This is a genomic window from Vitreimonas flagellata (genome assembly GCF_004634425.1).
GTDB classification, from domain to species: domain Bacteria; phylum Pseudomonadota; class Alphaproteobacteria; order Caulobacterales; family Aquidulcibacteraceae; genus Vitreimonas; species Vitreimonas flagellata.
Map to the genome: position 1 here is coordinate 528,897 of NZ_SBJL01000001.1, position 25,841 is coordinate 554,737.

At 63.5% G+C, this 25,841-nt stretch carries 22 protein-coding genes and 2 tRNA genes; 17 read left to right on the forward strand and 7 right to left on the reverse strand.

The genetic code is table 11. The features are described from left to right. Nucleotides 1–4: 4 nt before the first annotated feature. From lon to EPJ54_RS02640, 4 genes are all read left to right on the forward strand, one after another. Complete coding sequence (lon, locus tag EPJ54_RS02625) at nt 5–2,407, forward strand: endopeptidase La (RefSeq protein ID WP_135210110.1); 2,403 nt, start codon at nt 5–7, stop codon at nt 2,405–2,407. 165 nt (nt 2,408–2,572) lie between these two features. Next, nucleotides 2,573–2,845 carry an HU family DNA-binding protein gene (locus tag EPJ54_RS02630; protein WP_135210111.1) on the forward strand — a complete coding sequence of 91 codons (273 nt, stop codon included), beginning with the start codon at nt 2,573–2,575 and terminating at the stop codon, nt 2,843–2,845. Nucleotides 2,846–2,939: 94 nt separating this feature from the next. Then, on the forward strand, nt 2,940–3,245 hold the full coding sequence (locus EPJ54_RS02635) for an ETC complex I subunit (RefSeq protein ID WP_135210112.1): 306 nt from the start codon (nt 2,940–2,942) through the stop codon (nt 3,243–3,245). Nucleotides 3,246–3,332: 87 nt separating this feature from the next. After that, nucleotides 3,333–3,409: transfer RNA gene (locus EPJ54_RS02640), tRNA-Arg, on the forward strand. On the opposite strand, the gene metC is transcribed toward EPJ54_RS02640, so the two are convergent. The 6 genes from metC to recG form a co-directional block, all read right to left on the reverse strand. Further along, on the reverse strand, nt 3,410–4,585 hold the full coding sequence (gene metC, locus EPJ54_RS02645; protein ID WP_135210113.1) for a cystathionine beta-lyase: 1,176 nt from the start codon (nt 4,583–4,585) through the stop codon (nt 3,410–3,412). Further along, nucleotides 4,585–5,436, reverse strand: coding sequence for a 3-mercaptopyruvate sulfurtransferase (gene sseA / locus EPJ54_RS02650; RefSeq protein WP_135210114.1), 852 nt, complete (start codon nt 5,434–5,436; stop codon nt 4,585–4,587). The genes metC and sseA overlap by 1 nt, the downstream gene beginning before the upstream one ends. Nucleotides 5,437–5,494: 58 nt before the next feature. Continuing rightward, nucleotides 5,495–6,739, reverse strand: coding sequence for an SAM-dependent methyltransferase (locus EPJ54_RS02655; RefSeq protein ID WP_135210115.1), 1,245 nt, complete (start codon nt 6,737–6,739; stop codon nt 5,495–5,497). Nucleotides 6,740–6,811: 72 nt separating this feature from the next. After that, nucleotides 6,812–8,260, reverse strand: a complete 1,449-nt coding sequence (locus EPJ54_RS02660) for a cryptochrome/photolyase family protein (RefSeq protein ID WP_135210116.1) — start codon at nt 8,258–8,260, stop codon at nt 6,812–6,814. After that, nucleotides 8,253–9,041 carry a glycosyltransferase family 2 protein gene (locus tag EPJ54_RS02665; RefSeq protein WP_135210117.1) on the reverse strand — a complete coding sequence of 263 codons (789 nt, stop codon included), beginning with the start codon at nt 9,039–9,041 and terminating at the stop codon, nt 8,253–8,255. Before EPJ54_RS02665 ends, EPJ54_RS02660 begins: the two co-directional genes overlap by 8 nt. 30 nt (nt 9,042–9,071) lie before the next feature. Further along, a complete protein-coding gene (gene recG, locus EPJ54_RS02670; RefSeq protein ID WP_167755539.1) occupies nt 9,072–11,162 on the reverse strand; it encodes an ATP-dependent DNA helicase RecG in 2,091 nt (696 codons plus the stop codon). 97 nt (nt 11,163–11,259) lie between these two features. Between recG and EPJ54_RS02675 the strand changes: the two genes are divergently transcribed. Together EPJ54_RS02675 and mfd are read left to right on the forward strand one after the other, a co-directional pair. Continuing rightward, nucleotides 11,260–11,529 carry an FAD assembly factor SdhE gene (locus tag EPJ54_RS02675; protein WP_135210119.1) on the forward strand — a complete coding sequence of 90 codons (270 nt, stop codon included), beginning with the start codon at nt 11,260–11,262 and terminating at the stop codon, nt 11,527–11,529. After that, nucleotides 11,522–15,016 (forward strand): transcription-repair coupling factor, encoded by a 3,495-nt coding sequence (gene mfd / locus EPJ54_RS02680; protein ID WP_135210120.1) that lies wholly within the window; start codon nt 11,522–11,524, stop codon nt 15,014–15,016. Before EPJ54_RS02675 ends, mfd begins: the two co-directional genes overlap by 8 nt. Here mfd and EPJ54_RS02685 read toward each other — a convergent pair. Continuing rightward, complete coding sequence (locus tag EPJ54_RS02685; RefSeq protein WP_135210121.1) at nt 15,013–16,329, reverse strand: PleD family two-component system response regulator; 1,317 nt, start codon at nt 16,327–16,329, stop codon at nt 15,013–15,015. The genes mfd and EPJ54_RS02685 overlap by 4 nt on opposite strands. A gap of 98 nt (nt 16,330–16,427) precedes the next feature. Between EPJ54_RS02685 and EPJ54_RS02690 the strand changes: the two genes are divergently transcribed. The 11 genes from EPJ54_RS02690 to EPJ54_RS02740 all read left to right on the forward strand — a co-directional run bounded on the left by EPJ54_RS02690 (nt 16,428) and on the right by EPJ54_RS02740 (nt 25,831). Further along, nucleotides 16,428–17,534 (forward strand): CaiB/BaiF CoA transferase family protein, encoded by a 1,107-nt coding sequence (locus EPJ54_RS02690; protein WP_135210122.1) that lies wholly within the window; start codon nt 16,428–16,430, stop codon nt 17,532–17,534. A 247-nt stretch (nt 17,535–17,781) separates the two neighbouring features. Further along, on the forward strand, nt 17,782–18,489 hold the full coding sequence (locus EPJ54_RS02695; RefSeq protein ID WP_135210123.1) for a CoA transferase subunit A: 708 nt from the start codon (nt 17,782–17,784) through the stop codon (nt 18,487–18,489). Further along, complete coding sequence (locus tag EPJ54_RS02700) at nt 18,489–19,136, forward strand: 3-oxoacid CoA-transferase subunit B (protein WP_135210124.1); 648 nt, start codon at nt 18,489–18,491, stop codon at nt 19,134–19,136. Before EPJ54_RS02695 ends, EPJ54_RS02700 begins: the two co-directional genes overlap by 1 nt. A gap of 61 nt (nt 19,137–19,197) precedes the next feature. Next, nucleotides 19,198–19,287 (forward strand) — tRNA-Ser (locus tag EPJ54_RS02705). A 57-nt stretch (nt 19,288–19,344) separates the two neighbouring features. After that, entirely contained in the window at nt 19,345–20,121 is a 777-nt protein-coding gene (locus EPJ54_RS02710; RefSeq protein ID WP_135210125.1) for an NUDIX hydrolase, read from the forward strand. 102 nt (nt 20,122–20,223) lie between these two features. Further along, nucleotides 20,224–21,381 (forward strand): septal ring lytic transglycosylase RlpA family protein, encoded by a 1,158-nt coding sequence (locus EPJ54_RS02715; RefSeq protein WP_167755540.1) that lies wholly within the window; start codon nt 20,224–20,226, stop codon nt 21,379–21,381. Nucleotides 21,382–21,465: 84 nt separating this feature from the next. Next, nucleotides 21,466–22,620, forward strand: coding sequence for a D-alanyl-D-alanine carboxypeptidase family protein (locus EPJ54_RS02720; protein ID WP_135210127.1), 1,155 nt, complete (start codon nt 21,466–21,468; stop codon nt 22,618–22,620). A 7-nt stretch (nt 22,621–22,627) separates the two neighbouring features. Next, nucleotides 22,628–23,245, forward strand: coding sequence for a dTMP kinase (tmk, locus tag EPJ54_RS02725; RefSeq protein ID WP_135210128.1), 618 nt, complete (start codon nt 22,628–22,630; stop codon nt 23,243–23,245). Beyond that, complete coding sequence (locus EPJ54_RS02730) at nt 23,242–24,228, forward strand: DNA polymerase III subunit delta' (RefSeq protein WP_135210129.1); 987 nt, start codon at nt 23,242–23,244, stop codon at nt 24,226–24,228. Before tmk ends, EPJ54_RS02730 begins: the two co-directional genes overlap by 4 nt. Then, nucleotides 24,225–25,016 (forward strand): TatD family hydrolase, encoded by a 792-nt coding sequence (locus tag EPJ54_RS02735; protein WP_135210130.1) that lies wholly within the window; start codon nt 24,225–24,227, stop codon nt 25,014–25,016. Before EPJ54_RS02730 ends, EPJ54_RS02735 begins: the two co-directional genes overlap by 4 nt. Continuing rightward, nucleotides 25,013–25,831, forward strand: coding sequence for an MBL fold metallo-hydrolase (locus EPJ54_RS02740; protein ID WP_135210131.1), 819 nt, complete (start codon nt 25,013–25,015; stop codon nt 25,829–25,831). The genes EPJ54_RS02735 and EPJ54_RS02740 overlap by 4 nt, the downstream gene beginning before the upstream one ends. Nucleotides 25,832–25,841: the final 10 nt, after the last annotated feature.

Sequence of the window (25,841 nt, forward strand, 5' to 3'; positions counted from 1 at the left end):
AATCATGGCTGACAGCCGCGTTCTTCCCGTCCTGCCGCTGCGCGACATCGTGGTCTATCCAAAGATGGCCGCGCCGCTTTTCGTAGGCCGCGAGAAATCCGTGCGCGCGCTCGACGAGGTCATGCGCAAGGACAAGCAAATCCTGCTTGCCGCGCAAATGGACGCGTCAGAGGACGAGCCCTCGACCGACCGCATCTTCATGGTGGGTACGGTCGCGACCGTCGTGCAATTGCTGAAGCTGCCTGACGGCACGGTGCGCGTGCTGGTCGAAGGCGGTCAACGCGCGCGCATCACGCGCTTTGAAAGCAACGACGAGTTCTTCGAAGCCGAGATCGAACCGCTCGAAGAAACCAACGAGGACACGCCGGAAGCGCGCGCGATCGCACGCGCCGTGACCGACCAATGGGACAATTACGTGAAGCTCTCGCGTAAGGTCCAACCGGAAGTCACACAGGCGATCACCTCGATCACGGAGCCCGCGCGTTTGGCGGACTCGATAGCGGGCCACCTCAGCGTGAAGATCCCGGACAAACAAGCGCTGCTCGAACTCTCCGACGTGCCGCAACGCCTCGAGCGCATCTTGCAGCTCATCGAAGGTGAGATCGGCATGCTTCAAGTGGAGCGGAAGATCCGCAACCGCGTGAAGCGTCAGATGGAGAAAACGCAGCGCGAATATTATTTGAACGAGCAGATGAAGGCGATCCAGCGCGAGCTGGGCGACGGCGAGGACGGCCGCGAAGACATCGCCGAGCTCGAAGCGCGCATCAAGAACACAAAGCTCTCCAAGGAAGCCAAGGCGAAGGCCGAAGCGGAAATGAAGAAGCTTCGTCAGATGTCGCCGATGTCGGCGGAATCGACCGTCGTGCGCAATTATCTCGACTGGCTGCTCTCGCTCCCTTGGGGCGTGAAGAAGAAGGTCAAGAAGGATATCGAAGCCGCGCAAAACGTGCTCGATGAAGATCACTACGGCTTGGAGAAGGTCAAAGACCGCATCCTCGAATATCTCGCCGTGCAAGCGCGCACCAACAAACTGCGTGGCCCGATCCTCTGCCTCGTCGGCCCGCCTGGCGTGGGTAAGACCTCGCTTGGCCGTTCGATCGCCAAGGCAACGGGTCGCGACTTCGTGCGTCTGTCGCTCGGCGGCGTGCGCGATGAAGCGGAAATCCGTGGTCACCGCCGCACATACATCGGCTCGATGCCAGGTCGCGTGATCCAATCGATGAAGAAGGCCAAGAGCTCCAATCCGCTCTTCCTGCTCGATGAAATCGACAAGCTTGGCGCCGATTATCGCGGCGATCCGGCGGCGGCTCTGCTCGAAGTGTTAGACCCGGAGCAAAACTCGACGTTCAACGACCACTATCTCGAAGTAGATTACGATCTCTCGGACGTGTTGTTCATCACCACGGCCAACAGTCTCAACATGCCCCAGCCCTTGCTGGACCGCATGGAGATCATCCGCATCCCGGGCTACACCGAGGATGAAAAGCTCGAGATCGCCAAGAAGCACTTGCTGCCGAAGCAATACGAGAACAACGGCTTGAAGAAGGCGGAGTTCACGGTCAGCGAAGATGCGCTGCGCGATCTGATCCGTCGCTACACGCGCGAAGCCGGCGTGCGATCGCTCGAACGCGAAATCGGCAACCTCGCGCGCAAGGCGGTGCGTCAGCTTGAGCAGAAGCAGACGGACAAGGTCGACATCACGGCGGCGAACCTGCCAGATTACGCCGGCGTCTGGAAATATCGCTTCGGTGAAACCGATCTTGAAGACCAAGTCGGCGTCGTCACGGGCCTTGCCTGGACGGAAGTCGGCGGCGATCTTCTGACGATCGAAGCCGTCGCCATGCCTGGCAAAGGTGCGATGACGGTCACCGGCAATTTGCGCGACGTGATGAAAGAATCGATCTCGGCCGCGGCGTCCTACGTCCGCTCGCGTTCGATCGCCTTCGGTGTGAAGCCGCCCGTCTTCCGTTCGCGCGACATCCACGTGCACGTACCGGAGGGTGCGACGCCGAAGGATGGTCCATCGGCAGGTGTGGCGATGGCGACAGCGATCGTCTCGGTGCTCACTGGCGTGCCGATCCGCAAGGATATCGCCATGACCGGCGAGATCACGCTGCGCGGTCGTGTGCTGCCGATCGGTGGCCTGAAGGAAAAGCTGCTCGCGGCGCTACGTGGCGGCGTGAAGCTCGTGCTGATCCCGAAGGACAACGAGAAGGATCTGGCCGACATCCCAGAGAACGTGAAGCAGGGCCTCGAAATCGTGCCTGTCTCCACTGTCGATGAAGTGCTCCAGCGCGCGCTCACGCGCCCGCTGACGCCGGTCGAATGGTCGGAAGAGGACGAACTCGCCGAGAACCGTCGCGCTGATGGTTCCAGCGAAGGCCGTGAAGGCGCGCGCCCCCATTAGGGGGCGCGTAGCGCGCGATTTGCAGTGTTTTCACGGCATTTTCGCACTGCAGCAAGCTTGCACACGGCAGCGAATTACCCCTAGCGTCCAACTATAGCGCGCGCCGCAAGCAGAATCGGCTTAGCGAACGCGGTTCAAATTTTCTCGGTCGCGAGGGGGTTCAAAATGAACAAAGCAGAATTGGTCGCCGATGTGGCCGAGCGTATGGGCGAGTCCAAGCTGAAGGCCGAAGAGGCTGTCAACGCCGTGTTCGACGCCCTCACCAACGCCTTGAAGAAGGGCGACGAAGTGCGTCTGCCCGCGTTCGGCGTGTTCGACGTGAAAGAGACTGCCGCCCGCACCGCACGTAACCCGCAAACCGGTGAAGAGGTGAAAGTGCCGGCCGGCCGCAAAGCCCGCTTTAAGCCAGGCAAAGCGCTCAAGGACGCAATGGCCTGAGGCAAGACGCCATAGGCTTTGAAGGGCGGCTCGCAGGGGCCGCCCTTTTCAATTTAGGGCGGTTTGTGTAGCCACGGCTGAGAAGAGGGCAGACATGCTGGCGAAGATTTACCGGCCCGCGAAGAACGCGATGCAATCTGGCAAGGCGACCACCAAAAAGTGGCGGCTCGAATTCGTGCTCGCCGACGCGCCGCGTCCGGATGCGCTCATGGGCTGGATCAGCGGCGCCGATCCGAACGGCCAAGTCCGCATGTCGTTCGACACCAAGGAAGCCGCGATCGAATTCGCACGCGCGCACGCGATCCCGCACCAAGTGATCGAACCCGAAGAAACCAAGCGCCAACCGCGCGCCTACGGCGACAATTTCGCGTTCAAAAGACGCGAACCCTGGTCACACTGAAAGCGAATAGCGAATGGTGCGTAGCGAATACGGCACGCCGCGCGCGCTTGACTATTCGCCCTTCGCTCCTCCCTATTCGCCTCCGATGGCCCCGTAGCTCAACTGGATAGAGCATCCGCCTTCTAAGCGGACGGTTGCGTGTTCGAGTCACGCCGGGGTCGCCATCACGCGAGGCGCGCGAAGCCTTGCGCAAGATCCGCGATCAGATCGCCCGGATGCTCCAGGCCAATCGACAAGCGCACCAACGGCCCTTCGGCCTTCCACGGCTTGGCCGTGCGCGTGATATTGTCGTCGCACGGGATGATCAAACTCTCATAGCCGCCCCATGAGAACCCCATCGAGAAGAGCGCATAGGTCTCTAGCATCACTTTGAGCTTCGCCGCAGCGACCGGTTTCAGCACCGCGCCGAACACGCCTGCCGCACCGGTGAAATCGCGCTTCCAGATCGCGTGATCGGGATGCGACGGTAGAGCAGGGTGGATCACACGCGCCACTTCGGGCCGCGTCTCCAGCCAGCGCGCAATCTGCAAACCGGACGCTGCTTGCCGCTCCAGCCGCACGCTCAGCGAACGCATGCCGCGCAACACCAGATACGCATCATCGGGCGAAGCGCCCAAGCCCAGCTGCTTGTAGGTCGCCTTCACGCGCTCGCCCATCTGTGGCGTCGCCGAGAGCACCGCGCCCATGAACGCGTCAGCGTGGCCGGCTTGATACTTGGTCAGCGCCTGCACGGAGAGATCGACACCGTGCTCGAACGGTTTGAAGTAAAGCCCCGCAGACCACGTATTATCGAGGATCGTCGGCACGCCACGCGCCTTTGCCGCCGCCGCGATCGCCGGCACGTCCTGCACCTCAAACGTGATCGAGCCCGGCGATTCCAGAAACACGCCGCACGTGTTCTCGTTGATCAACCCAGCGATGTCGCCGCCAATGTGAGGAGCGAAATACGTTGTGCGCACACCCAAGCGATGCAGCACCGTGTTGCAGAAGCGCCTTGTCGGCCCATAGACGGAATCCACCACCAGCAATTCGCCGCCCGCCCGCGCGATCGTCATCAGCGCCAGCGTGCACGCGCCCAAGCCCGAAGGCGCCAGCGTGACTGCCGCGCCGCCCTCGATCGCCAGCAGCGCAACCTTCAACGCGTCCTGCACCGCCATGCCTTCAAGCGCGTAGGTCTTTTGGGGCGTGTTGTAGAGATCGCCCGTGTCTTCGATCACGAGCGTGGTCGCGCGGTGGATCGCGGGGTTCACGCCGCCGTCGTGCCGCGCCGGATCGCGCCCCGCGAGCGCGAGGCGCGTTTCAACGCGTAGCTTCGACAAGTCCAAATCTTTCCCAGCCATTACGCACCCGTCGCGATCGGCGCGTCGGGCAGCGCGCCCCATTCCGCCCACGCGCCGTCATAGATCGCAGCGTCCCAATGCCCAAGCCGCGCGAGCGCCAACGCGATGATCGCCGCTGTCACGCCCGAGCCGCACGAGCAGATCGCCGGTTGCGATGGATCAGCGCCGGCGGCGGCAAACAGCTCCTCCAATTCTTCCTTGGAGCGGAGCGAACCGTTCTCGTTGATCAAGCTCCCGGCCGGCAACGAACGTGCGCCAGGCATATGCCCGCTCTTCAAACCCGCGCGCGGTTCGGGCGTCTCGCCGCGAAAGCGTGGTGCGGGGCGCGCATCTAGAATGGTCTTGGCGTCGGCGATCGCTTTGCGCACATCGGATGCATTGCGCACCAGATCGCCGCGATAGCGCGCCGTGAAATGCCGCTCCGCCCGCGTCGCCGGCGGATGGCCGTCAATCGGAAAGCCGCCGCGCTCCCAAGCCGGAAAGCCGCCGTCGAGCACTGAGACATCCTCGTGCCCCATCACGCGGAACGTCCACCACACGCGCGCCGCCGAGAACAGTCCCTGATTGTCGTACACGACAACGCGCGCGCCATCGCCGATGCCAAGCTTGCGCATGCGCGAGGCGAACTTCTCCGGCGAGGGCAGCATGTGCGGCAGGTGCGAGTCCGTATCGGCGATCTCATCGATGTCGAAGAACACAGCGCCCGGGATCCGCCGCTCTTCGTAGAGGGCCTTCGCGTTGCGCTCATCGCCCGGCAGGAACCAGGTCGCGTCCACGACGCGCATATCGGGCGCCTCAAGGCGCTCCGCCAACCAGGTGGGGGAGACAATCGGATCGGGGGCTTTGCTCATGGCCGGACGCTATGCCGCCCGGCCGCGCGCTTCAACTACAGCCGCCCATTAGGAACGCTTAAGCGGGCTTGGCCAATTGCAATTGGACCACGTCCGTGCGTCCGGTCCGGAAGCCGGCCTCGCAATAGGAGAGGTAAAACAGCCAAAGCTGCTTGAACCGTTCGTCGAAGCCCATGGCGCGAATATCGTTCCACTTGGCTTGGAAGCGCCGCGACCATTCCGCCAAGGTCACCGCATAGGATTGGCCGAACGCTTCGGCCTTGCGCCAGGCAAGCCCCGCCTTCGCGGTCTCTTCCTTCAGCCGCTCGACGCTCGCCAACATGCCGCCGGGAAACACGTAGCGCTGAATGAAATCCGCACGCGTACGGTACGCCTCGAACAGGTCGTGCTTGATCGTGATGATTTGCAGCGCCGCGCGACCGCCAGGTTTGAGCACATCGGCGATTTTGCCGAAATAGGTCGACCAGTGCCGTTCGCCCACGGCCTCGAACATCTCGATCGACGCGACCTTGTCGAATTGGCCTTCGACATCGCGATAATCCTGGATGCGAATATCAACGCGATCGGACAAACCCGCGCGCTCGATCCGCGCCTTGGCGTAAGCGAGCTGCTCCTCACTGATGGTGATGCCCGTCACCCGCGCGCCGTACTCGCGCGCCGCGAATTCGGCAAAACCACCCCAGCCACAGCCAATCTCCAGAACATGATCGCCGGGCTTCAAATCCAAATGCTCGGCCAGCGCCTTGTATTTCGCGCGTTGACCGGCTTCCAGATCGGCCACAGTCGCATCAAAGCGGGCAGACGAATACGTCATGGAAGGATCGAGCCAGGCTTCGTAAAAGCGATTGCCCAGATCGTAATGCTCATGAATGTTGCGCCGCGATCCCTCGCGCGTGTTATCGCGCGACAGGTGACGCACCCAATTCATCGCCTTGCCGAAGAAACTTCCTTCGAACACGCGCTTGAAGCGCTCGATATTGTCAGCGAGCAAAGTGAGCAGGGCGGAGAGATCGGACGTTTCCCATTCGTGCGACATCCAACTTTCCGCGAAGCCGATATCGCCATTCTTCAAGACGCGATTGGCGAAGCGATAGTCTTTCACGATGAGCGCGATCGGCGCGCGATCATCGTCGCCGAAGCGCAGCGTTTCGCCGGTGGGCGTCGAAATGTCGATCGCGCCACCTTTGATGTTGAGCAGCGCCAACAACACGGCCTTGGCGCGCGCGGGCGCCTTCAAGCGATGGATCGCGGCGGCGGTGGCGCGGGCCGGTTGAGCCGGCGCAGAGGCAGGCAGATGGTCCATAGGCTTCAATGTAGGTGATCCCGTCTGTGGATAAAAGTTCTGCGACAGCCGCTCGAACTCTTACGCGCGGGCTCAGGCCTCGGATTTGAGGCTGGCGAAGGCTTCTAAAGCGCGAGCGCGGGCGGCGGCATGATCCACCAGGGGACGCGGATACGTCCGGCCCAATTCCACGCCAGCGGCCTTCAACGTGACAGGGTCAGCTTCCCAAGGCTTGTGCAGCACATCATTCGGCAGTTTCGCCAATTCAGGGACCCAGCGGCGCACATATTCGCCATCAGCGTCATAGCGCTCGCCCTGCGTGACCGGATTGAAGATGCGGAAATAAGGCGAAGCATCGGCGCCCGAACCGGCCACCCATTGCCAGGACGCAGCATTGTTCGCGAGGTCCGCGTCCAGCAACGTATCCCAGAACCATTCTTCGCCGCGCCGCCAATCGATCAGCAAATGCTTGATCAGAAACGACGCCGCGATCATGCGCGCGCGATTGTGCATCGTGCCCGTGACCCAGAGCTCACGCATCGCCGCATCGACGATTGGATAACCCGTTTGCCCGCGCTGCCAGGCGCGCAGCGCCTCCTTGTCGTCGCGCCACGGAAAGGCATCGAAAGTGTCGCGCCAATTTGCTTGCGGCAGCGTCGGCCAATGGAAGAGCAGATTGGTCGAAAACTCGCGCCAGCCAATCTCGGACATGAATTTGTCTGCGCCACGCTGCAGCGCCGGCGCCTCGTGAGCAGCCCTCTCGATCGCCGCGCGAATTTGCACCGGCGAGATTTCACCAAAGTGCAAATGCGGGGAGAGGCGCGAGGTCGTGTGCGCGCCCATCTGGTCGCGCGCTTCCGCGTAACCGCTCAAGCGCAACTCAATGAATAGTCGTAGGGCTGCAAGCGCACCGGCTTCGCCCGGATTCCATTCCGGATCGAACCCCGTCGCCCAGTTCGGCTTAGTCGGGAGCAGCTTCCAATCCGCCACTCGATCGCTCGCGACATCGCCAGCAAGGCCATTGAGTTTCTTGGGCGTAGGCGCCGGCGCGCGCCGCTCAGGTATTTGCTGCGCCGCGCGCCAATAGGGCGTGAACACCTTGAACGGCTCACCGGTCTTGGTTTTCACCACCCACGGCTCATTCAGAAGAGCACCGTTAAAGCTCTGCACCTCCGCACCAGCTGCGCTTAACTTCTCTTTCAGCGCCTTATCGCGCGCGATCGCGTACGGCTCATAACAACGGTTCCAAAACACCGCCCCCGCGCCAATGTCTTTCACCAGCTTCGGCAAAACCTTCGCCGCCGCGCCCTTGCGCAACACCAAGCGCGCGCCGCGCTTCTCAATGTCAGCGCTCAGCGCGCTTAAGCTTTTGTGCAACCACCAACGCGACGCGCCGCCCAAGCGCCACGGCCCCGGCGTCTCGTCATCCAGCACATAAAGCAAAACCAGGGGCCGCTCGGTCTCGATCGCGGCCCGCAGCGCGGGATTGTCGCCCAGCCGCAAATCCTGCCGCAACCAGACAATCGCCGGCGCGTCAGTCATCCTTCGCCGCGTCGCGATTGCGCAGATGGATTTCCACCATCTTCGCGTCTTTCAGCCAGCGCCCGTGCGCCGCAATCGAGGCCATCGCAAAGCCGTACCAGCCCGCGCGCCACATGCCGCGCAAGACATAATGGTTCAAAAAATAAAACGGCCGCGCCAGCACCATACGCAACGCGCACTGCCAGAACGGCTTCAGCTTCGTGTCGCGCGCGCGGCCGGACGAATTGCGATTGAACTTCTCTTCCAGTTGCGCGAGGTCGCGGAACGAATAGTGCAGCAGGCGGCCGTCAAGCTTCCCCACAGCGACGCCATCCGGAACCTTGAATTGATCCCAATTCGGATGATCCGGCTGACGCACGACGCGGCGGTCATAAAGCTTGCGCCGATCCACCAGATAGAAATCGCGCCAATCGCCACTGATCGGCGGCGCCGTCGCCATCATCATCTCGAACGCGCCCACATTCGGCGCACCCTTGGCGAATACGTTGCGAATTTCCGCCGCCAGCTCCGGGGTCACGATTTCGTCGGCGTCGAGATCGAGCAGCCAATCGTGCACGCAAGCGTCTTCGCCGGTCCGCTTCTGTTTGCCGCCGCCCAGCCACGCGCTGCGCACCACGCGCGCACCTAAGCCTTCGGCGATCTCGATCGTCTTGTCGGTTGAGCCGGAATCTACGAGCACGACCTCGGATACGACCTGTTGTGCGGCGCGGATCACATCGCCAATCATCCGCTCCTCGTTCTTGGTGCGGATATAGGCGGAGATGGGCGGGTTCTGGCTCATGGGCGGATCAAGCCTGGGCGCGCGCAAAAATCAACCAGAACGCGCCAATTCGGCGGCGTCGGCGTAGCCAAAGATGTTGAGCACCAGACGCACGGCTTGGCCGCGCGGCGTTTTCAGGTCCGGATCGCGCTCAATGGCGAGCCGCGCTTCCTTGTCGGCCGCGCCGAGCATGTCCGCATGCGCCTCGGGCGAGACCAGCCGGAACGGCGGCAGCCCTGATTGCTGCGTGCCCAGCACGTCGCCGGCGCCGCGCATTTTGAAATCCGTCTCGGCGATCGCGAAGCCATCATCGTTCTGCCGAATCGTATCCAGTCGCTCTTTCGCCGCCGGCCCAATCGGCGGCTTCCAAAGCAAAATGCACGATCCACGCTTGTCGCCGCGGCCAACGCGGCCGCGCAATTGGTGCAATTGCGCCAAGCCGAAGCGCTCGGCGTGCTCGATCACCATGATCGTCGCTTCCGGCACGTTGACGCCGACTTCGATCACCGTCGTCGCCACCATTACGGTGGATTCGCCCGAGCGAAACCGCTCCATCGCCTGCTCGCGCGCAGCAGGGGAGATGCGCCCGTGCACGATCTCCACGCCCTTGCCGAACAGCGCCTTCAATTCCTCGTAACGATCCTCGACCGCCGCCAGATCGACCGCCTCGCTCTCCTCGATCAGCGGGCACACCCAATACGCACGCTCACCGCGCGCCGTCGCTTCGCGGATTGCATCCATGATCTCGTGCGCACGTGTGGACGGCATCGCCACCGTGCGGATCGGCTGGCGCCCCGGCGGCTTCTCGTCCAAGATTGAAATGTCCATGTCGCCATGAATGGAAAGCGCCAGCGTGCGCGGAATCGGTGTGGCGCTCATCACCAGCACGTGCGGCGCAAAACCCTTGGCCACCATACGCATGCGATCGGACACGCCAAAGCGATGCTGTTCGTCGATCACGATCAGCCCCAAATCCTTGAAACTCACATCGTCCTGAAACAGCGCATGCGTGCCGACGACGACCGCGATCTCGCCGGACGCCATTTTCTCCATGATCGCGCGCCGATCCTTCGGCTTGTCGCGCCCCGTCAGCACCGCCATCGAGATGCCGGCCGCTTCCAGCAAGGGCTGCAACGTCACGCCATGCTGACGCGCCAACAAATCCGTAGGCGCCATCATCGTACTTTGCAGCCCAGCTTCAGCCGCACGCGCCATCGCCAACGCCGCCACCAAAGTCTTGCCCGAACCCACATCGCCCTGCAGTAAGCGCAGCATCGGCGCAGGCTCGGCCATATCGGCGTAAATCTCCTTCACCGAACGCGTTTGCGCGCCCGTCGGCGCGAAGGGGAGGCTGGCGAGGATCTTGTCCGCCAGAGCGCCATCGCCCGTCACCGCGCGCCCAGGCTCTTTGCGACGATGCTGGCGCCTCAGCCGCAACGCACATTGCCGCGCGAACAATTCGTCATAAGCCAAGCGCATACGGAACGCGCTTTCCGGCGCCACATCTTCCGGCGACGTCGGCCGATGCATGTGCTCCAGCGCCGTGCGAAAATCCGGCCAGTCGTGCGCCTTCACCGTGGAAGGCTCCAACCATTCCGGCGCTTCCGGCACGGTATCGAGCGCGCCCAGGATAGTTCGCGACAACGTCCGTCCCGCGAGCCCTTGTGTGAGCGGATAAACCGGCTCCACCGGCGGCGGCGCTTCGCCGCGATCTGGATCGACCACATGATCTGGATGCAGCATCTGCCGCATACCGTCGTAAAATGTCACCGTGCCGCTGACCAAACGCTTCTGGCCGACGGGCCACATGCGCTCGAACATCTCCTTGTTGCCGCGAAAATACGCGACCGAGAGAAAGCCCGTCTCATCACGCAGCCGAATGCGATGCGGCAGATTCTTGTAAGCCGGCGCATAGCCGTCGACCTCGGCTTCGATCGTCGCGATGTCGCCGTCCTGCGTCTCCGCGATCGGCACACGCAGGCGCCGGTCGATCGCGCTGTTTGGCGGCAGGAACACGAGGTCGCGCACCAGCCCGCCACCCGCAACTTTAGCGATTAGGCCAAGCGCGTCCTTGCGCGCACCCTTGGGCAAACGCGCCGGCGCCAAAAGCGCTACCAGGGCTGGGGGTGAAACGTCGCTCATACGCCTTAGCTCGACGGCGCTGACATGGCCGCCCATATGGGTTATAGCGCGGCCCCCTCCGGTTTAGCCGCCTTCTTTTCTCCGCCCCAGACGCCCTATGGATGACCGCCGCAAGAAGCTGAAATTCCGCGCCTGGCGTCGAGGCTTCCGCGAGATTGACTTGATTCTAGGCAATTTTGCCGACCGTCATCTGGCGACTTTGACCGAGACGCAAGTGGACGAGTTCGAGCGCCTGCTCGATGCGCCCGATCAGGACGTCTATGCCTGGATCACAGATCAGGCCCGGGCGCCCAGCGAATACGACACCCAAACCCTCGCGCTGGTTTGCGCGTTCCGATCCGAGATCATTCCGCGCCACGATGCCTGAGACCGCCCTAAACCCACGCCTTGTTGAGACGCTCGCCAAGGCCAAGGAGGCGTTGGTGGTCTCCGGCGCGCCCGAGGGCATCGATGCGGCCGCCCTCGGCGAAGCTGCGCGCCTGCGTGGCGGCGTGACGCTCTTTGTCGCCCGCGATGAAACCCGCGCCTCGTCGTTCGAAGCCGCCGTGCGCTTCTTCACGCCCGACCTTGCCACGTTGCGTCTGCCAGCCTGGGACACGCTGCCTTACGATCGCATTTCGCCTGCCGCTTCCGTCGCCGCACAACGCTGCGCCGCGCTGGCCGCACTCGCGCGCCGCAAGCAGAGCGAACCGCCGCTGCTCGTCATCGCCACGGCTTCCGCGATTGCGCAGCGTGTGCCGCCGCGCGCGCGCCTCAACGCAGCGACGTTCGCCGCCGCGGCCGGCTCTGAAACCTCAATGGCAGACCTCGAGAATTATCTCGTCGTCAACGGCTACTCACGTTCCTCCACGGTCCGCGCGCCCGGCGAGTTCGCCGTTCGGGGCGGCCTGATGGACGTGTTTCCGCCGGGCGCGGCCGAACCGCTGCGCTTCGATTTCTTTGGCGACGAACTGGAAGCCATCCGCAGCTTCGATCCCGAAACGCAAATCTCGAAGACGAAGCTTAAAGCGGCGCTGCTCACGCCCGTCAGCGAAGTGCTGCTCGATGATCAATCCGTGCTGCATTTCCGCAAGCGCTTCGGCCAGAGCTTCGGCGCTGTCAGCGACCCGCTCTATGACAGCATCAGCGCCCGCATCCGCCGCCAAGGCGTCGAGCAATGGCTGCCCTTCTTCTACGACATCCTCGAAACCGTGTTTGATTATGTCGGTTTCGACGCGCTGGTGGCGTTTGACGCTCTTGCCGAGGAAGCGCTCAAAGAGCGCGTCGAGACCGCACGCGATCATTTCGAATCCCGTAAAGGCGCGCCGGTATCGCGCGGCGGCACGGCCTTCCGCGCGCCCAATCCGGAATTGCTCTATCTGTTCGACGACGCGCTCAGCGTCGCCCTGGGCGCCCGCGCTGTGCGCCGCTTCACCCATTTCGACACGGACGCGAAGAACAAGCTCGACCTCGGCGGCCGACCCGGTCGTGATTTCGCTGCTGAGCGCCAAACCGCCGACACCAACATTTTCGAGGCCGCGGCCAAACACGTTGGCGCGCTGACGAAAGCGCATAAGCGCGTGGTGGTGGCCGCATGGTCGGAGGGCTCAGCTGAGCGTCTGGGTGGTGTGCTGACCGATCACGGCGTCGATACTGTGATCCGTTCGGAATCCTGGCCGCATGCGTCGTCGCTGCCGCGCGGCGCCCATGCGCTGGCCGTGCTGCCCCTCGAACACGGCTTCGAGACCGACACACTCGCGTTCCTCTCCGAGCAAGACATCCTCGGCGATCGTCTCGCGCGCCCACGCAAGCGCCGCAAAGCCTCGTCAGTCATCGCGGAAGCCGCGGCCATGAGCCAAGGCGATCTCATCGTCCACCAAGATCACGGCGTTGGCCGCTACGAGGGCCTCAAAACGCTCGATGTCGCCGGCGCCCCGCACGATTGCTTGGATCTGACCTACGCGGGAGGGGACAAGCTCTACCTGCCGGTCGAAAACATCGAACTCGTCAGCCGTTACGGCGCAGAGGATGCTGAGGCGCAGCTCGACAAGCTGGGCGGCGTCGCCTGGCAGAGCCGCAAAGCGCGCGCCAAACAGCGCCTGCGCGATATGGCGGAAGAATTGCTGCGCATCGCGGCCATGCGCGCCACGCGCACAGCCGAACCGCTCGCGCCGCCAGAAGGGCTGTGGGACGAATTCTGCGCACGCTTTCCGTACGAAGAAACCGACGATCAGCTCAGCGCCATCGATGATGTCGTCGGCGATCTCGCCGCCGGCAAACCTATGGATCGCCTCATCTGCGGCGATGTCGGCTTCGGCAAAACCGAAGTTGCGCTGCGCGCTGCGTTCCTGGTGGCGATGACCGGCAAGCAAGTCGCCGTCATGGCGCCAACCACGTTGCTCTGTCGCCAGCATTTCCGCACCTTCAGCGAGCGCTTCCGGGGCCTTCCCGTTCGCGTGCGCCAACTCTCGCGTCTTGTGTCGACCAAGGAAGCCAGCGAAACCAAGGCGGGCCTCGAAGCCGGCACGATCGAAATCGTCGTCGGCACGCACGCGCTGCTGTCAAAGACCATTAAATTCGCCGATCTCGGTTTGATGATCATCGACGAAGAGCAGCATTTCGGCGTGAAGCACAAAGAGCGCATGAAGGATCTCCGCGCCGAAGTGCACGCGCTCACGCTGTCGGCCACGCCAATCCCGCGCACGCTGCAACTCGCGCTCGCCGGCGTGCGCGAAATGAGCCTCATCACCACGCCGCCGATCGATCGCTTGGCGGTGCGCACTTACGTCACGGCGTTCGACAACGTCACCGTCCGCGAAGCTCTGCTGCGCGAGAAATACCGGGGCGGCCAAAGCTTCTTCGTCGCGCCGCGCATCTCCGATCTCGATGAAGTCTCGGATTTTCTCCGCCGCAACGTGCCGGAAGTGACGTTCGCCGTCGCCCACGGCCAGATGCCGCCGAACGCGCTCGACGAGATCATGACGCAATTCTATGACGGCGCCTTCGACGTGCTGCTCTCCACCTCAATCGTGGAATCCGGCCTCGATATCCCGCGCGCCAACACGCTCATCGTCTATCGCGCTGATATGTTTGGCCTAGCGCAGCTATATCAATTGCGTGGTCGCGTCGGCCGCTCGAAATTGCGTGGCTACGCCTATCTCACCACCGCCGCTGAACAAGCGCTCACCGTCAGCGCCGAAAAGCGCCTCAAAATTCTTTCCTCGCTCGACAATCTGGGCGCCGGTTTCACGCTCGCCAGCCACGATCTCGACATGCGCGGCGGCGGCAATTTGCTCGGCGAAGAGCAATCCGGCCACATCCGCGAAGTCGGCGTCGAGCTCTATCAGAGCATGCTCGAAGAGGCCGTTCAGGCGCTGCGCGAGGGCAGGGACGAGGAGGAATTCTCCGAAAAGTCGTGGTCGCCGCAAATTAATGTCGGCGCCTCGGTGCTGATCCCGGAAGATTACGTCGCCGATCTCACCGTGCGCTTGGCGCTCTATCGCCGCTTGGCCGACCTCGAAACCGATCAGGAGCGCGAAGCCTTCGCCGCTGAATTGATCGATCGCTTCGGCCCGCTGCCCGCGGAAGCCGAACAGCTCATCGCCGTGGCTGCACTCAAATCGCTCTGCCGTCGTTGCCAAATCTCGAAGCTCGACGCCGGCCCCAAGGGCGCGGTGCTCACGTTCCGCGAGATCGGCTTCCCCGATCCGCTCGCGCTCGTGCGCTACGTCCAAGAACGCCCGGACGATTTCAGAATGCGGCCTGACGGCAAACTCGTCGTCACCGGCGGCTGGCCCGAAGCCACCGCGCGCCTCAAAGCGCTCCGCGGCGTGCTGGACGCACTCTCACGCATGGCCACGAAGAAAGCGGCTTAGGCCGTTTCAGCCGGCACGAAGTCCATATCGAGCGCTCGCATGGCGCGCGCGAGCAAGCTCGCGCCGCTTTCGCCGGGCTGCAGCTCCGCCGCGCTCTGCTCGAACACCAACGGCCCCGTGCCGTTGTCGCCAGCCGCAAACGCCGTACATTCCGCGACTGAGGCAATTCTTTCACCTGTGCGCTTAGCGCCCTTCATATCCGTCGCGCTCAGCCCCACCGCGATCACATCGCGCCCAATCGTGGCGCCCGCATCGGTTTCACGCATTAAACGCGCCGCCAAACTCGCAATCTCGTTGAAGCCGCGTTTCCATGCGTCATCCGACGGATCATTGCTGCCCGGCGCCGGAAGCACGCGCATCACTGAAAGCGCAAACGGTCGGCCGCTGTGTTGATGGTCGGACGCTAAGCGCTTCAAATGCGCCTCGAACGCCGCGCGTTTGAACAAGCCCGTCCGCGCTTCGCCCATCACATCGCGCAGACCGCGCACATCATGCTCCGCCGCGCGTCGACGACGCTCACGCCGCACAGCTTCAAACAGCCAACCCAAGCTCGGGCCATATTGCGCATTGGTGTCGACAACCGCACTCGCGCCGCGATCGATCACCGCTTTGCGCGTCGCGCCATCCTGCGGGGCCGTCACCACCATTGTCGGCATATGATAGAGACTTGCGTTCCGCCGCAGCGCCGCGCAGAGCGAAATCGCGGTCGCTGGATCTTGCGCGCCATTCAGCACCACCGCGTCAAACGGCTCGTCGTGCAAATGGTCAAAGCCTGCATACGAAGAGAACGCCGCCGCGACCAAGCCGCCATGCTCTGAAAGCGCACGCTCCAGCGCCAAGAACACCGCACTCGGCGCGCCGATATAGAGCGCCTTCAAACGACGCAGCTCCGCCGGCGTGGGCATCGCCGCATTCATCTCAACCGCCGTCGCCATGCGGCGGGCGCGTTCCTCTTCGGCAAGCGCTACGCGCACGCACGCTTCGATCTGCGCATTGATCAGCTTGGCCGGCGCATCGATCGCGATCGCGCCCGCGAACGGGGCTGGCGCCTCCAAGCCAGCCGGCAAAGGCCGATCGCTTTTCAGCGCTAACAACGATGCCAGCGGCTTACGCTCCGCGCGTTGCGCCGCCTCAGCGAGTTCCACTGCGCGCGCAACATCGCCATCGAGCGCCGCAAATACCGCGATGTCCTCACCATCGGGCGCAGCACGATACGCGCCCGGCATTGCTGCGGCTTCAATCTCCGCAGCGGCAAGCAACGCTTGCGCCTCACGCGCCACGCGCGCGTCATGGGCTCGCACAACAATCCGCAAGACTTGACGCTCCGGCGCCGGAGACGGCGGGCAAAGGATGGGAGATACTTAGCCCAATATAGCTCTGGTCGAAATCCAGAGGGTAAACGGAGACAATCATGGGAAAGGGTCCGCTTTCGGGCGTGAAAGTCGTTGAATTTCAGGGCATCGGCCCTGGACCCTTCGCTTGCATGCTGCTGTCCGACATGGGCGCTGACGTCGTCCGCATCGACCGTAAGGGCGGAGCCGGGGGCTCTAAGTTCGACGTGCTCGCCCGCGGCCGCCGTTCGGTGGCGCTTGACCTGAAGAACCCGGCCGACATGATTGTGGCGCTGGAACTCATCTCCAAGGCGGATGCGCTGGTGGAAGGCTTCCGCCCCGGCGTGATGGAACGCCTGGGCCTCGGCCCCGATGAAGCGCTGAAGCGCAATCCCAAGCTCGTCTATGGCCGCATGACCGGATGGGGCCAGGATGGCCCGCTCGCGCAAGCCGCCGGCCACGATGCGAACTACATCTCCATCACCGGCGCGCTTGGCGCGATGGGGCGCACAGGCGCCAATCCGTCCGTACCACTCAATCTCGTCGGCGATTTCGGTGGCGGCGCGCTTTATCTCGCGATGGGCATTTGCGCCGCACTGGTTGAAGCGAAGACCTCCGGCAAAGGCCAAGTTATCGACGCCGCGATCACCGATTGCACGGCGTCACTGATGGCGATGATGTACGGCTTTCGCGCCGCTGGCATGTGGACCGACAACCGCGATTCCAACCTGCTCGACGGTGGCGCGCCGTTCTACGACGTCTATGAAACCAGCGACGGCAAATACGTGACGATCGGTTCGCTCGAGCCGCAATTCTATGCACTGTTGCTCGAAAAGACCGGCCTCAAAGACGATCCAGCTTTCTCAGCGCAAATGGATCGGAACCAATGGCCCGCGATGGAAGCGAAGCTCACCGCGCTCATCAAAACCAAAACGCGCGACGAATGGGCGTCCATCATGGAAGGCACAGACGTGTGCTTCGGCCCGGTGCTCAACATGGCTGAAGCGCCAAACCATCCACACAATGTCGCGCGCAAAGCCTTCCTCGAAATCGACGGCGTGGTCCAACCTGCCCCCGCCCCCCGCTTTTCGCGCACGCCTGGGGAAGTGCAGGGGCCCCCAGCGAAGCTCGGCGCACACACCGATGAAGTGCTCGCCGCCTGGAACATCGAGGCGCGCCCAAGCTGATTTTTGGATTCAGCGGCGGTTCAACCGGACTGGTGTTTCATCATCCTCGGTTCTGGACGATTTTTCGTCCCTCGCTCGTACCAGGACCAAGTTCTCATCCCCTCCCGGGGGTGAAACAAAGCGCCGGCGGCCGGCTCAGCCGCCGGCGCAATTTGTCTGTGGCAATCTGAAACTTGCATTTCCGCTCGGGAATGTTGCGCCGCAGCGAAAGCCTCCCTAACAGAGGCGCTCAAGATAAGGGCGCCGCATGGTCAACAAGGTCTACAAGGACGCAAAATCCGCGCTGGAAGGCTTCGCCTTCGACGGCATGACGGTCATGAGCGGGGGCTTCGGCCTCTGCGGTATTCCCGAAAACCTGATCATCGCGCTGCGCGATACGGGCGTGAACGGCATCACCGTGATCTCGAACAATTGCGGCGTCGATTCTTGGGGTTTGGGCCTGCTGCTCGAAACCAAGCAGATCAAAAAAATGATCTCGTCCTACGTGGGTGAGAACAAGGAATTCGCCCGCCAATATCTCTCTGGCGAACTCGAACTCGAATTCAATCCCCAAGGCACGCTGGCCGAACGCTGCCGCGCTGGAGGCGCAGGCATCGCGGGCTTCTACACCAAGACGGGCGTCGGCACGCTGGTGGCTGACGGCAAGGAGACGAAGGTCTTCAACGGCGAGACCTATGTGCTGGAAACGGGCCTCGTCGCCGATCTCTCGATCGTCAAAGCCTGGAAGGGCGACAAGGAAGGCAATCTGATCTTCCGCAAGACCGCGCGGAACTTCAATCCGATGATGGCCACCGCCGGCAAGAAGTGTGTCGCCGAAGTGGAAATCCTTGTTGAAGCAGGTGAACTCGATCCCGACGCGATCCACACGCCCGGCATCTATGTCGACCGCATCGTGCAAGCCACCTTCGAAAAGCGCATCGAACAACGCACCGTCCGCAAGCGGGAGAACGCATAATGGCCTGGTCCCGCGATCAACTCGCCCAGCGCGCCGCCAAAGAATTGCGCGACGGCTTCTATGTGAACCTCGGCATCGGCATTCCAACGCTGGTGGCGAACTACATTCCTGACGGCGTGGAAGTGACGCTGCAATCGGAGAACGGCATGCTCGGCATGGGCCCGTTCCCGTACGATGAGGACGTCGACGCCGATCTCATCAACGCCGGCAAGCAAACCATCACCGAACTGAAGAAGACCTCGTATTTCTCATCGGCGGATTCGTTCGCGATGATCCGCGGCGGTCACATCGATCTTTCGATCCTTGGCGCGATGGAAGTCAGCCAAAATGGCGACCTGGCGAACTGGATGGTGCCGGGCAAGATGGTCAAAGGCATGGGCGGCGCGATGGACCTCGTCGCTGGCGTTAAGCGCGTCGTGGTCGTCATGGAGCACACCTCGAAAGAGGGCGCCTCCAAGCTCCTGAAGGCCTGCACGCTGCCGCTGACTGGCGTGCGCGTGGTCGATCTCGTCATCTCAGACCTGGGTGTGTTCGAGATCGATAAGCATGGCGACAAGCCGATGCGCCTCATCCAGCTCGCCGACGGCGTCAGCCTGGACGAAATCACCGCCAAGACCGAAGCCGCCTTCGAGAACGGCCTGGGTTGAGCCCCAGATCAGCGTGGCGGATTGCAGAAAGGCGCGGGCGCTGGTACGCCCCGCGCCTTCTGGAAGGATGGCCGAGTGGTTTAAGGCAGCGGTCTTGAAAACCGCCGTGGGTGCAAGCCCACCGTGGGTTCGAATCCCACTCCTTCCGCCAGCGTCACGTTGCGCGCCATCGCATTTATCTATCAGCTAGCGGCCAACGGAGACCCGAATGGCTGAGCCCAGCGAACCCAAGCCCGCCGCAACCATCTTGTTGCTGCGCGACGCGCCTGAATTTCAGGTGCTGATGGTCAAGCGCCACCACCAAATCGACTTCGCCTCAGGCGCGCTCGTGTTTCCGGGCGGCAAAATCGCGCGCGGCGACGATGACGAGGCCTGGGCCGAGCATGTCGTCGGTTGGGAAAGCTTTGACGCCGTACAACGCGCGTTGCGCATCGGCGCGATCCGCGAATCCTTCGAAGAAGCGGGCATTCTCGCAGCCGACAATCGCGATGGGACGCCATTCGCCACTGTGTGCGATGTTGACGTGCGCGCGTCGGTCGATCGTGGCGAGACGCCGTTTCTCGATGTCGTGCGCGATCTGGGTGTACGCTTGCGTCTCGACGGCCTCTCTGTCTTCGCGCGCTGGGTCACGCCGACCATGATGCCGAAGCGGTTCGACACATGGTTCTACGTGATGCACGCGCCGCCTCAACAAGTCGCCGCCTACGATGGCCGCGAGACTGTGGATGCCGAGTGGATCGCGCCGAGCGAAGCCGTACGCCTCGCCGCCGACGGCCAACGCACGATCATCTTTCCAACCTTGATGAATCTGAAACTGCTCGCCGAAGCGCAAAGCGCCGCCGATTGCATTGCCCGCGCCGAAGCGCGCGACCTCGTCACCGTGTTGCCGCAAGTCGAGCAACGCGACGGCAAACCCGTCCTGGTTCTTCCGCCCAATGCCGGCTACGGCGACATCGTTGAACCGCTGACCAGCATCGCTGGCTAGAGCGTTGCGCTGTAGTTAATCGGAAAAAAGCATAAATCCTTACGTCACCTAAATAGGCGCACGCGTAAAAACGGCCTCCAATTCCTTTTGGGGTCGTCGTTGATGTTCTCGAACTCGATCGGTCGCGTTGCTTTGAGCGGCCTCTTCGCATTCGCCATTGCAGCCGCCGCCCACGCCGATCCCGCGCCGATCACGTTCGCCGGGCAGGGCGCCTCCGCGCCGGTGCAAACCGCATCGCTCGCCGGCGGCGGCGACAATTCGTACGGTTACGGCGCCGAGCGCCGCCGTTCAGGCGCGACCATCGACATTCGTCGCAGTGAAGGCGACACCCCACGCGCCCAACGCGCCCCGTTCGAAATCAACGTCGCGCAAGACGCCGACGATGAAGACGAAGCGCCCGCACAAAGCGCGGCGCCACAACGCACGCTCGCGCAAGCTGCGCCCGCGCAGCGCCCGGAATGGTTGGAGCAGGAGCGGGTAGGCCCGCCCTACGAAGCCAATGGCCGCTGGTACGTGCCAACGCCCGAGCCGGGCTACGAACAAACCGGCACGGCGTCCTGGTACGGCGCCGATTTCCAAGGTCAGCGCACCGCGAGCGGCGAGACCTTCGACCAAGCCGCGCTCACCGCCGCACACCCGACGCTGCCGATCCCCAGCCTCGTGCAAGTCACCAATCTCGAAAACGGCCGCGAAGTGATCGTGCGCGTGAATGATCGCGGCCCGTTCGTGGGCGAGCGCCTGATCGACATGTCGCGTGGCGCAGCTGAAGTGCTGGGCTTTGACCAAGCCGGCCATGCCCGCGTCCATGTGCGGTATCTGGGCCCAGCGCCGCGCCGCGTCGATGCGGAGGAGGGCGCCCGCCCTGCTCCAGTCGCGCCGCCGGCCCCTGCCCGCAGCGCCCGCGCCGCCAATGACGGCCCCCTCTCGCTCACCCCGGAGCAGGGGAGTGGGGATGACGCCCTCGCCGGCGCGCCTATGGGCGAACCGGTCCGCCGTCCGACCGCACCATCTTACGCCGCTGCAACGCAAAGCAATTTCTTCGTCCAAGTCGGTGCGTTCTCGGACCTCGGCAACGCCCATCGCGTCCGTGACGCCGTCGGCCAGGCTGGCCCGGTCGTAGTGGATGTGCGCACCACGGCCTCGGGTGGCGAATTGTTCCGCGTCCGCGTCGGTCCGTGGACTAGCCGCGAAGAGGCGGATGCCGCACGCCGCACCCTGGCCTCGCTCGGCTATGGCGAGACGGTCATCGCTTCCCGCTAAGTCCTCGGTTTGTTGACGTAATCCCGCCGCCTCGGTTTGATCCAAGCCCATGGCCCAGAAGCGGGCGGACGATTCGGCGGAAACATGATGCTGCGACGCGCACTCAGCGCTCTAACTTTGCTTGGTGCGGTTGCGGCCGCGCCTTTGGCGCACGCCCAAACAAACGGCCTCACCACGCCCGCGCGCCACGTCACCATCATGGATGGCGCCAGCGGCGCGATCCTCTTCTGCGATGATTGCAACACGCCCATGCCGCCGGCTTCGATGTCGAAGCTGATGACGGTGCTGCTCGTCGCCGAGCGTCTGCAATCCGGTCAAATCACACTCGATACCCGCTTCCCGGTGAGCGAAAACGCGTGGCGCAACGGCGCCATGTCGGATGGCTCGCACATGTTCTTGGAGCTGAATTCCGAGGTGAGCGTCCGCGATCTGTTGCGTGGCGCCATCGTCGTCTCCGCCAACGACGCCTGCATCGTGCTCGCCGAAGGCATCGCCGGCTCTGAGCAAGCTTTCGTCACGCAAATGAACGAACGCGCGCAAGCGTTGGGTCTCACCAGCGCCCGCTTCCGCAATGTCACGGGGCTACCCGATCCCGATCACGTCATCAGCTCAAGCGATCTCGCGCGCCTCACGCGCCACCTGATCAACACCTATCCCGAGCTCTATCGCATCTATTCCGAGCGCGAGTTCACGCATAACAACCGCACCCAGCAAAACCGCAATCCGCTGCTCGGCGCCTATACAGGGGCGGACGGGGTAAAGACCGGCCACACTGACGACGCGGGCTACGGCCTCGTCGGCTCTGCGCTCGTCAACGGCCAACGTCGCATCATCGTTTTCAACGGTCTAGACACGATGGCCGCACGCCGCACCGAAGCGCTCCGCATCATGAGCGCGGCGTTCAACGATTTCTCCGTCGCGCAGATTGCTGCGCAAGGCGAAGAGGTTGGCGAAGCACAAGTGCGCCTGGGCTCCCGTCGCACTGTGCCGCTGGTGGCGCAGAACAACATCATCATCGGCGGGCCTCGTGGTGTGCAAAGCGCGCTCACGGCAAGCATCGTCTATGACGGCCCGCTGCAGCCGCCGATCGCGGAAGGCCAAGTGGTGGCGCGCCTCGTCGTGGAAGGGCCGAACTTCCAGACCCAAGAGTTTCCACTCGCCGCTGGCCGCCGCATCGGCAAGGCCAATTGGTTCTCACGCGCCTGGGAGGGCTTGCGCCTGACCCTATTCGGCGGTTGATGGACCCATGGCGCAGGGCCGGTTCATCACCCTCGAAGGCGGCGAAGGCGTCGGCAAGTCGACGCTCGCGCGTGGTTTGCAAGCGGCGCTCAGCGCACGCGCCGAAATCGTGCTCACACGCGAACCCGGCGGCGCGCCTGGCGCCGACGCGATCCGCGCGCTGCTGGTGCAAGGCGATTCCAATCGCTGGAGTGCGATGGAAGAAGCGCTGCTGCTCGCCGCGGCGCGATTGAACCATTTGACGCAAACTATCAAACCAGCACTCGCGCGCGGCGCTTGGGTGATCTGCGATCGCTATTACGATTCAACCCGCGCTTACCAAGTCGCCGCGGGCGGTCTTGATGCGGCAACGCTCAACGCGCTCAACACCATGATCCAAGCGCCGGCGCCTGATCTCACGCTCGTGCTCGATCTTGATCCGACGGCCGGCGTTGACCGCTCGCGCGGCGCAAGCGTTGGCGAAGATCGCTTCGAAAAAAAGGGCGCGGATTTCCATGCGCGCGTGCGCGCGGAATTTCTCGCCATCGCCGAACGCGAACCAAGACGCTGCGCCGTGCTTGATGCAAGCCAACCGGCCGACGCGGTGCTTGCGTCAGCGCTTCGCGAAATAGAGGCGCGGTTGTGAAAGCGGAAAAAGCCGCCCCCGAGACCGACAAAGAGCCCAACGCGGCACACCCGCGCGAAACCTTCTTCTACGTCGGCCACAACGCAGAAGAACAAGCGCTCGCCGAAGGCCTGCGCGGCGGGCGCATGCATCACGCTTGGCTGCTCACCGGGGCCAAGGGCATGGGCAAAGCTACGCTCGCGTATCGCTTCGCGCGCGCAGCGCTTGGCGCCAAAACCGGTGGCGCACGCCCATTCGACACACATCCCGAAGATCCCATCGCGCGGCGCGTCATCGCGCAATCACACCCGGACCTCTTCATCCTGCGCCGCGGCCTGAACGATCGCGGCAAGCCGCGTCGCGAAATCACCGTCGATGAAGCGCGCGAGCTCGGCCAATTCTTCTCGCTCGCGCCCTCAGAAGGCGGCATGCGCGTCGCCATCATCGACGCTGTGGACGATCTCAATCGCAACGCCGCCAACGCCATTCTTAAAACGCTCGAAGAACCGCCCGCGCGCTCCGTGTTGCTGCTCGTCTGTCACGCACCAGGCGCGATCCTGCCGACGATCCGCTCACGCTGCCGTCGTCTCACACTGCGCACGCTGACGGAGCCGCAGATGAAGCAAGCGGCCGGCACAGACACAGACGGCGTCATCTTCCAACTCGCCAAAGGCCGCCCCGGCCGCGCCATCGCGCTCAAAGCGCAAGGCGGCCGTGAAATCGCGTCGCTTCTCGCCACCAGCCGCGGCGGCATCGGCGCATCGATCCCGGAGCTCTACGAAAAGCTCGGCGGCGAACCGTTCGAGCGCCTCGCATCCGTCATCGAAATCGCGGAAGATTGGGTGCACGGCAAAGGCGTCGAAGAGGGCGGCGAGCACTGGGCCGAAGCCTGGTCGCAACTCGAAACACTCCGCTCCGAAGCCGAAGGCCTCGACATGGACCCGCGCCACGCACTCGCGCGTGCGGTGGGCATACTTGATCGCGCCGCAGGCGCACGTAGATGAGCGCCATGCTGATCGACAGCCACGTGAACCTGCACCACCCGAGCTACGCGCAAGATCGCGAAGCGGTGATCGCGCGCGCGCGTGAGGCGGGCGTCAGCCGCATGATCACGATCTGCGACAAGGTCGAAAGCTTCCCACAAGTCATCGCCATCGCCGAAGCGCACGCCGACATTTACGCCAGCGTCGGCGCGCACCCGCACTACGCCAAGGATCACCTCGGTCTGACGGCAGAGACTCTAATCGAACTCGGCCGCCATCCCAAAATCGTCGGCATCGGCGAAACTGGCCTCGATCAGCATTACGGCTTCAGTCCGTTCGAAGAGCAGGTGCAGGTGTTTCGCGTCCACGCCGCCGCCGCCCGCGCGCTCGACAAAACCCTCATCATCCACACGCGCGAAGCGGACCAAGCGATGGGGGATTTGCTGGAAGAGGAGGCGGGGAAGGGCCCTCTTCGCATCCTGATGCATTGCTACACGTCCGGCGCCGAACTCGCGCGCCGCGCCATCAAGCTCGGCGCCTATATTTCATTCTCCGGCATCATGACGTTCAAGAACGCCAACGACGTGCGTGCGATCGCGCTGGAAACGCCGCTCGATCGCATCATCGTTGAAACCGATTGCCCATATCTCACGCCCGTGCCGCATCGCGGCCAACGCTGCGAACCGCACCACGTGGCGGACGTGCAGGCCGCGTTGCTCAAGTTGAGGGGGCTAGGAGAAGAGGAGGGGAGCGCCCTGCTCGCCGAGAACTTCTTCCGCATCTTCCCACACGTCGCGAGGCCGGCATGAGCGGCACACTCCGCGTCACCATTCTTGGCTGCGGCTCATCCGGCGGCGTCCCGCGCGCCACCGGCGATTGGGGCGTGTGCGATCCCAACGAGCCGAAGAACCGCCGCACGCGCTGCGGGCTCTTGCTGCAGAAATGGAGCGGGGCGCCAGGCGAGGCGGGCGAGGCGACCACGGTGTTGATCGACACGCCGCCGGATCTGCGCACGCAGCTTGCGGAGGTGAAGCCGGCGCATCTCGACGCCGTGCTCATCAGCCATGACCACGCCGACCAAACCAACGGCTTCGACGACGTCCGCGCCTTCGCCATCAAGGCGCGTCGGCAAATTCCGATCTGGATCGACGAACCGACGCGCAAGACCTTCCTGCGTCGCTTCGGCTACGCGTTCGAAACTCTGGGCGGTTATCCCGCCATCGTGCGCGACGCCGGCCACATGGCGCCGCTCGTGCCGGTTGTCATCGACGGGCCAGGGGGCAAGCTCGAAATCCTGCCGCTGGAGCAGGACCACGGCTTCTCCCTCTCGCTCGGCTTCCGCGCCGGCCCAATCGGCTATTCCAACGACGTTGTCGCCATGCCGGATCGCACGTTCGATGAATTGGCCGGTCTCGATCTCTGGATTGTCGATGCGCTGCGCGAGACGCCGCATCCGACACACGCGCACGTCGGCCGCAGCCTCGAATGGATCGAGCGCTTGGCGCCCAAGCAAGCTGTGCTCACCAACATGCACATCGACCTCGACTACCAGACGCTGAAAGCAAAGCTGCCAGCCGGGGTCGAACCAGCCTACGATGGCTGGCAGGCCGATTTCGCCCTTTGAGTCGGCTCAG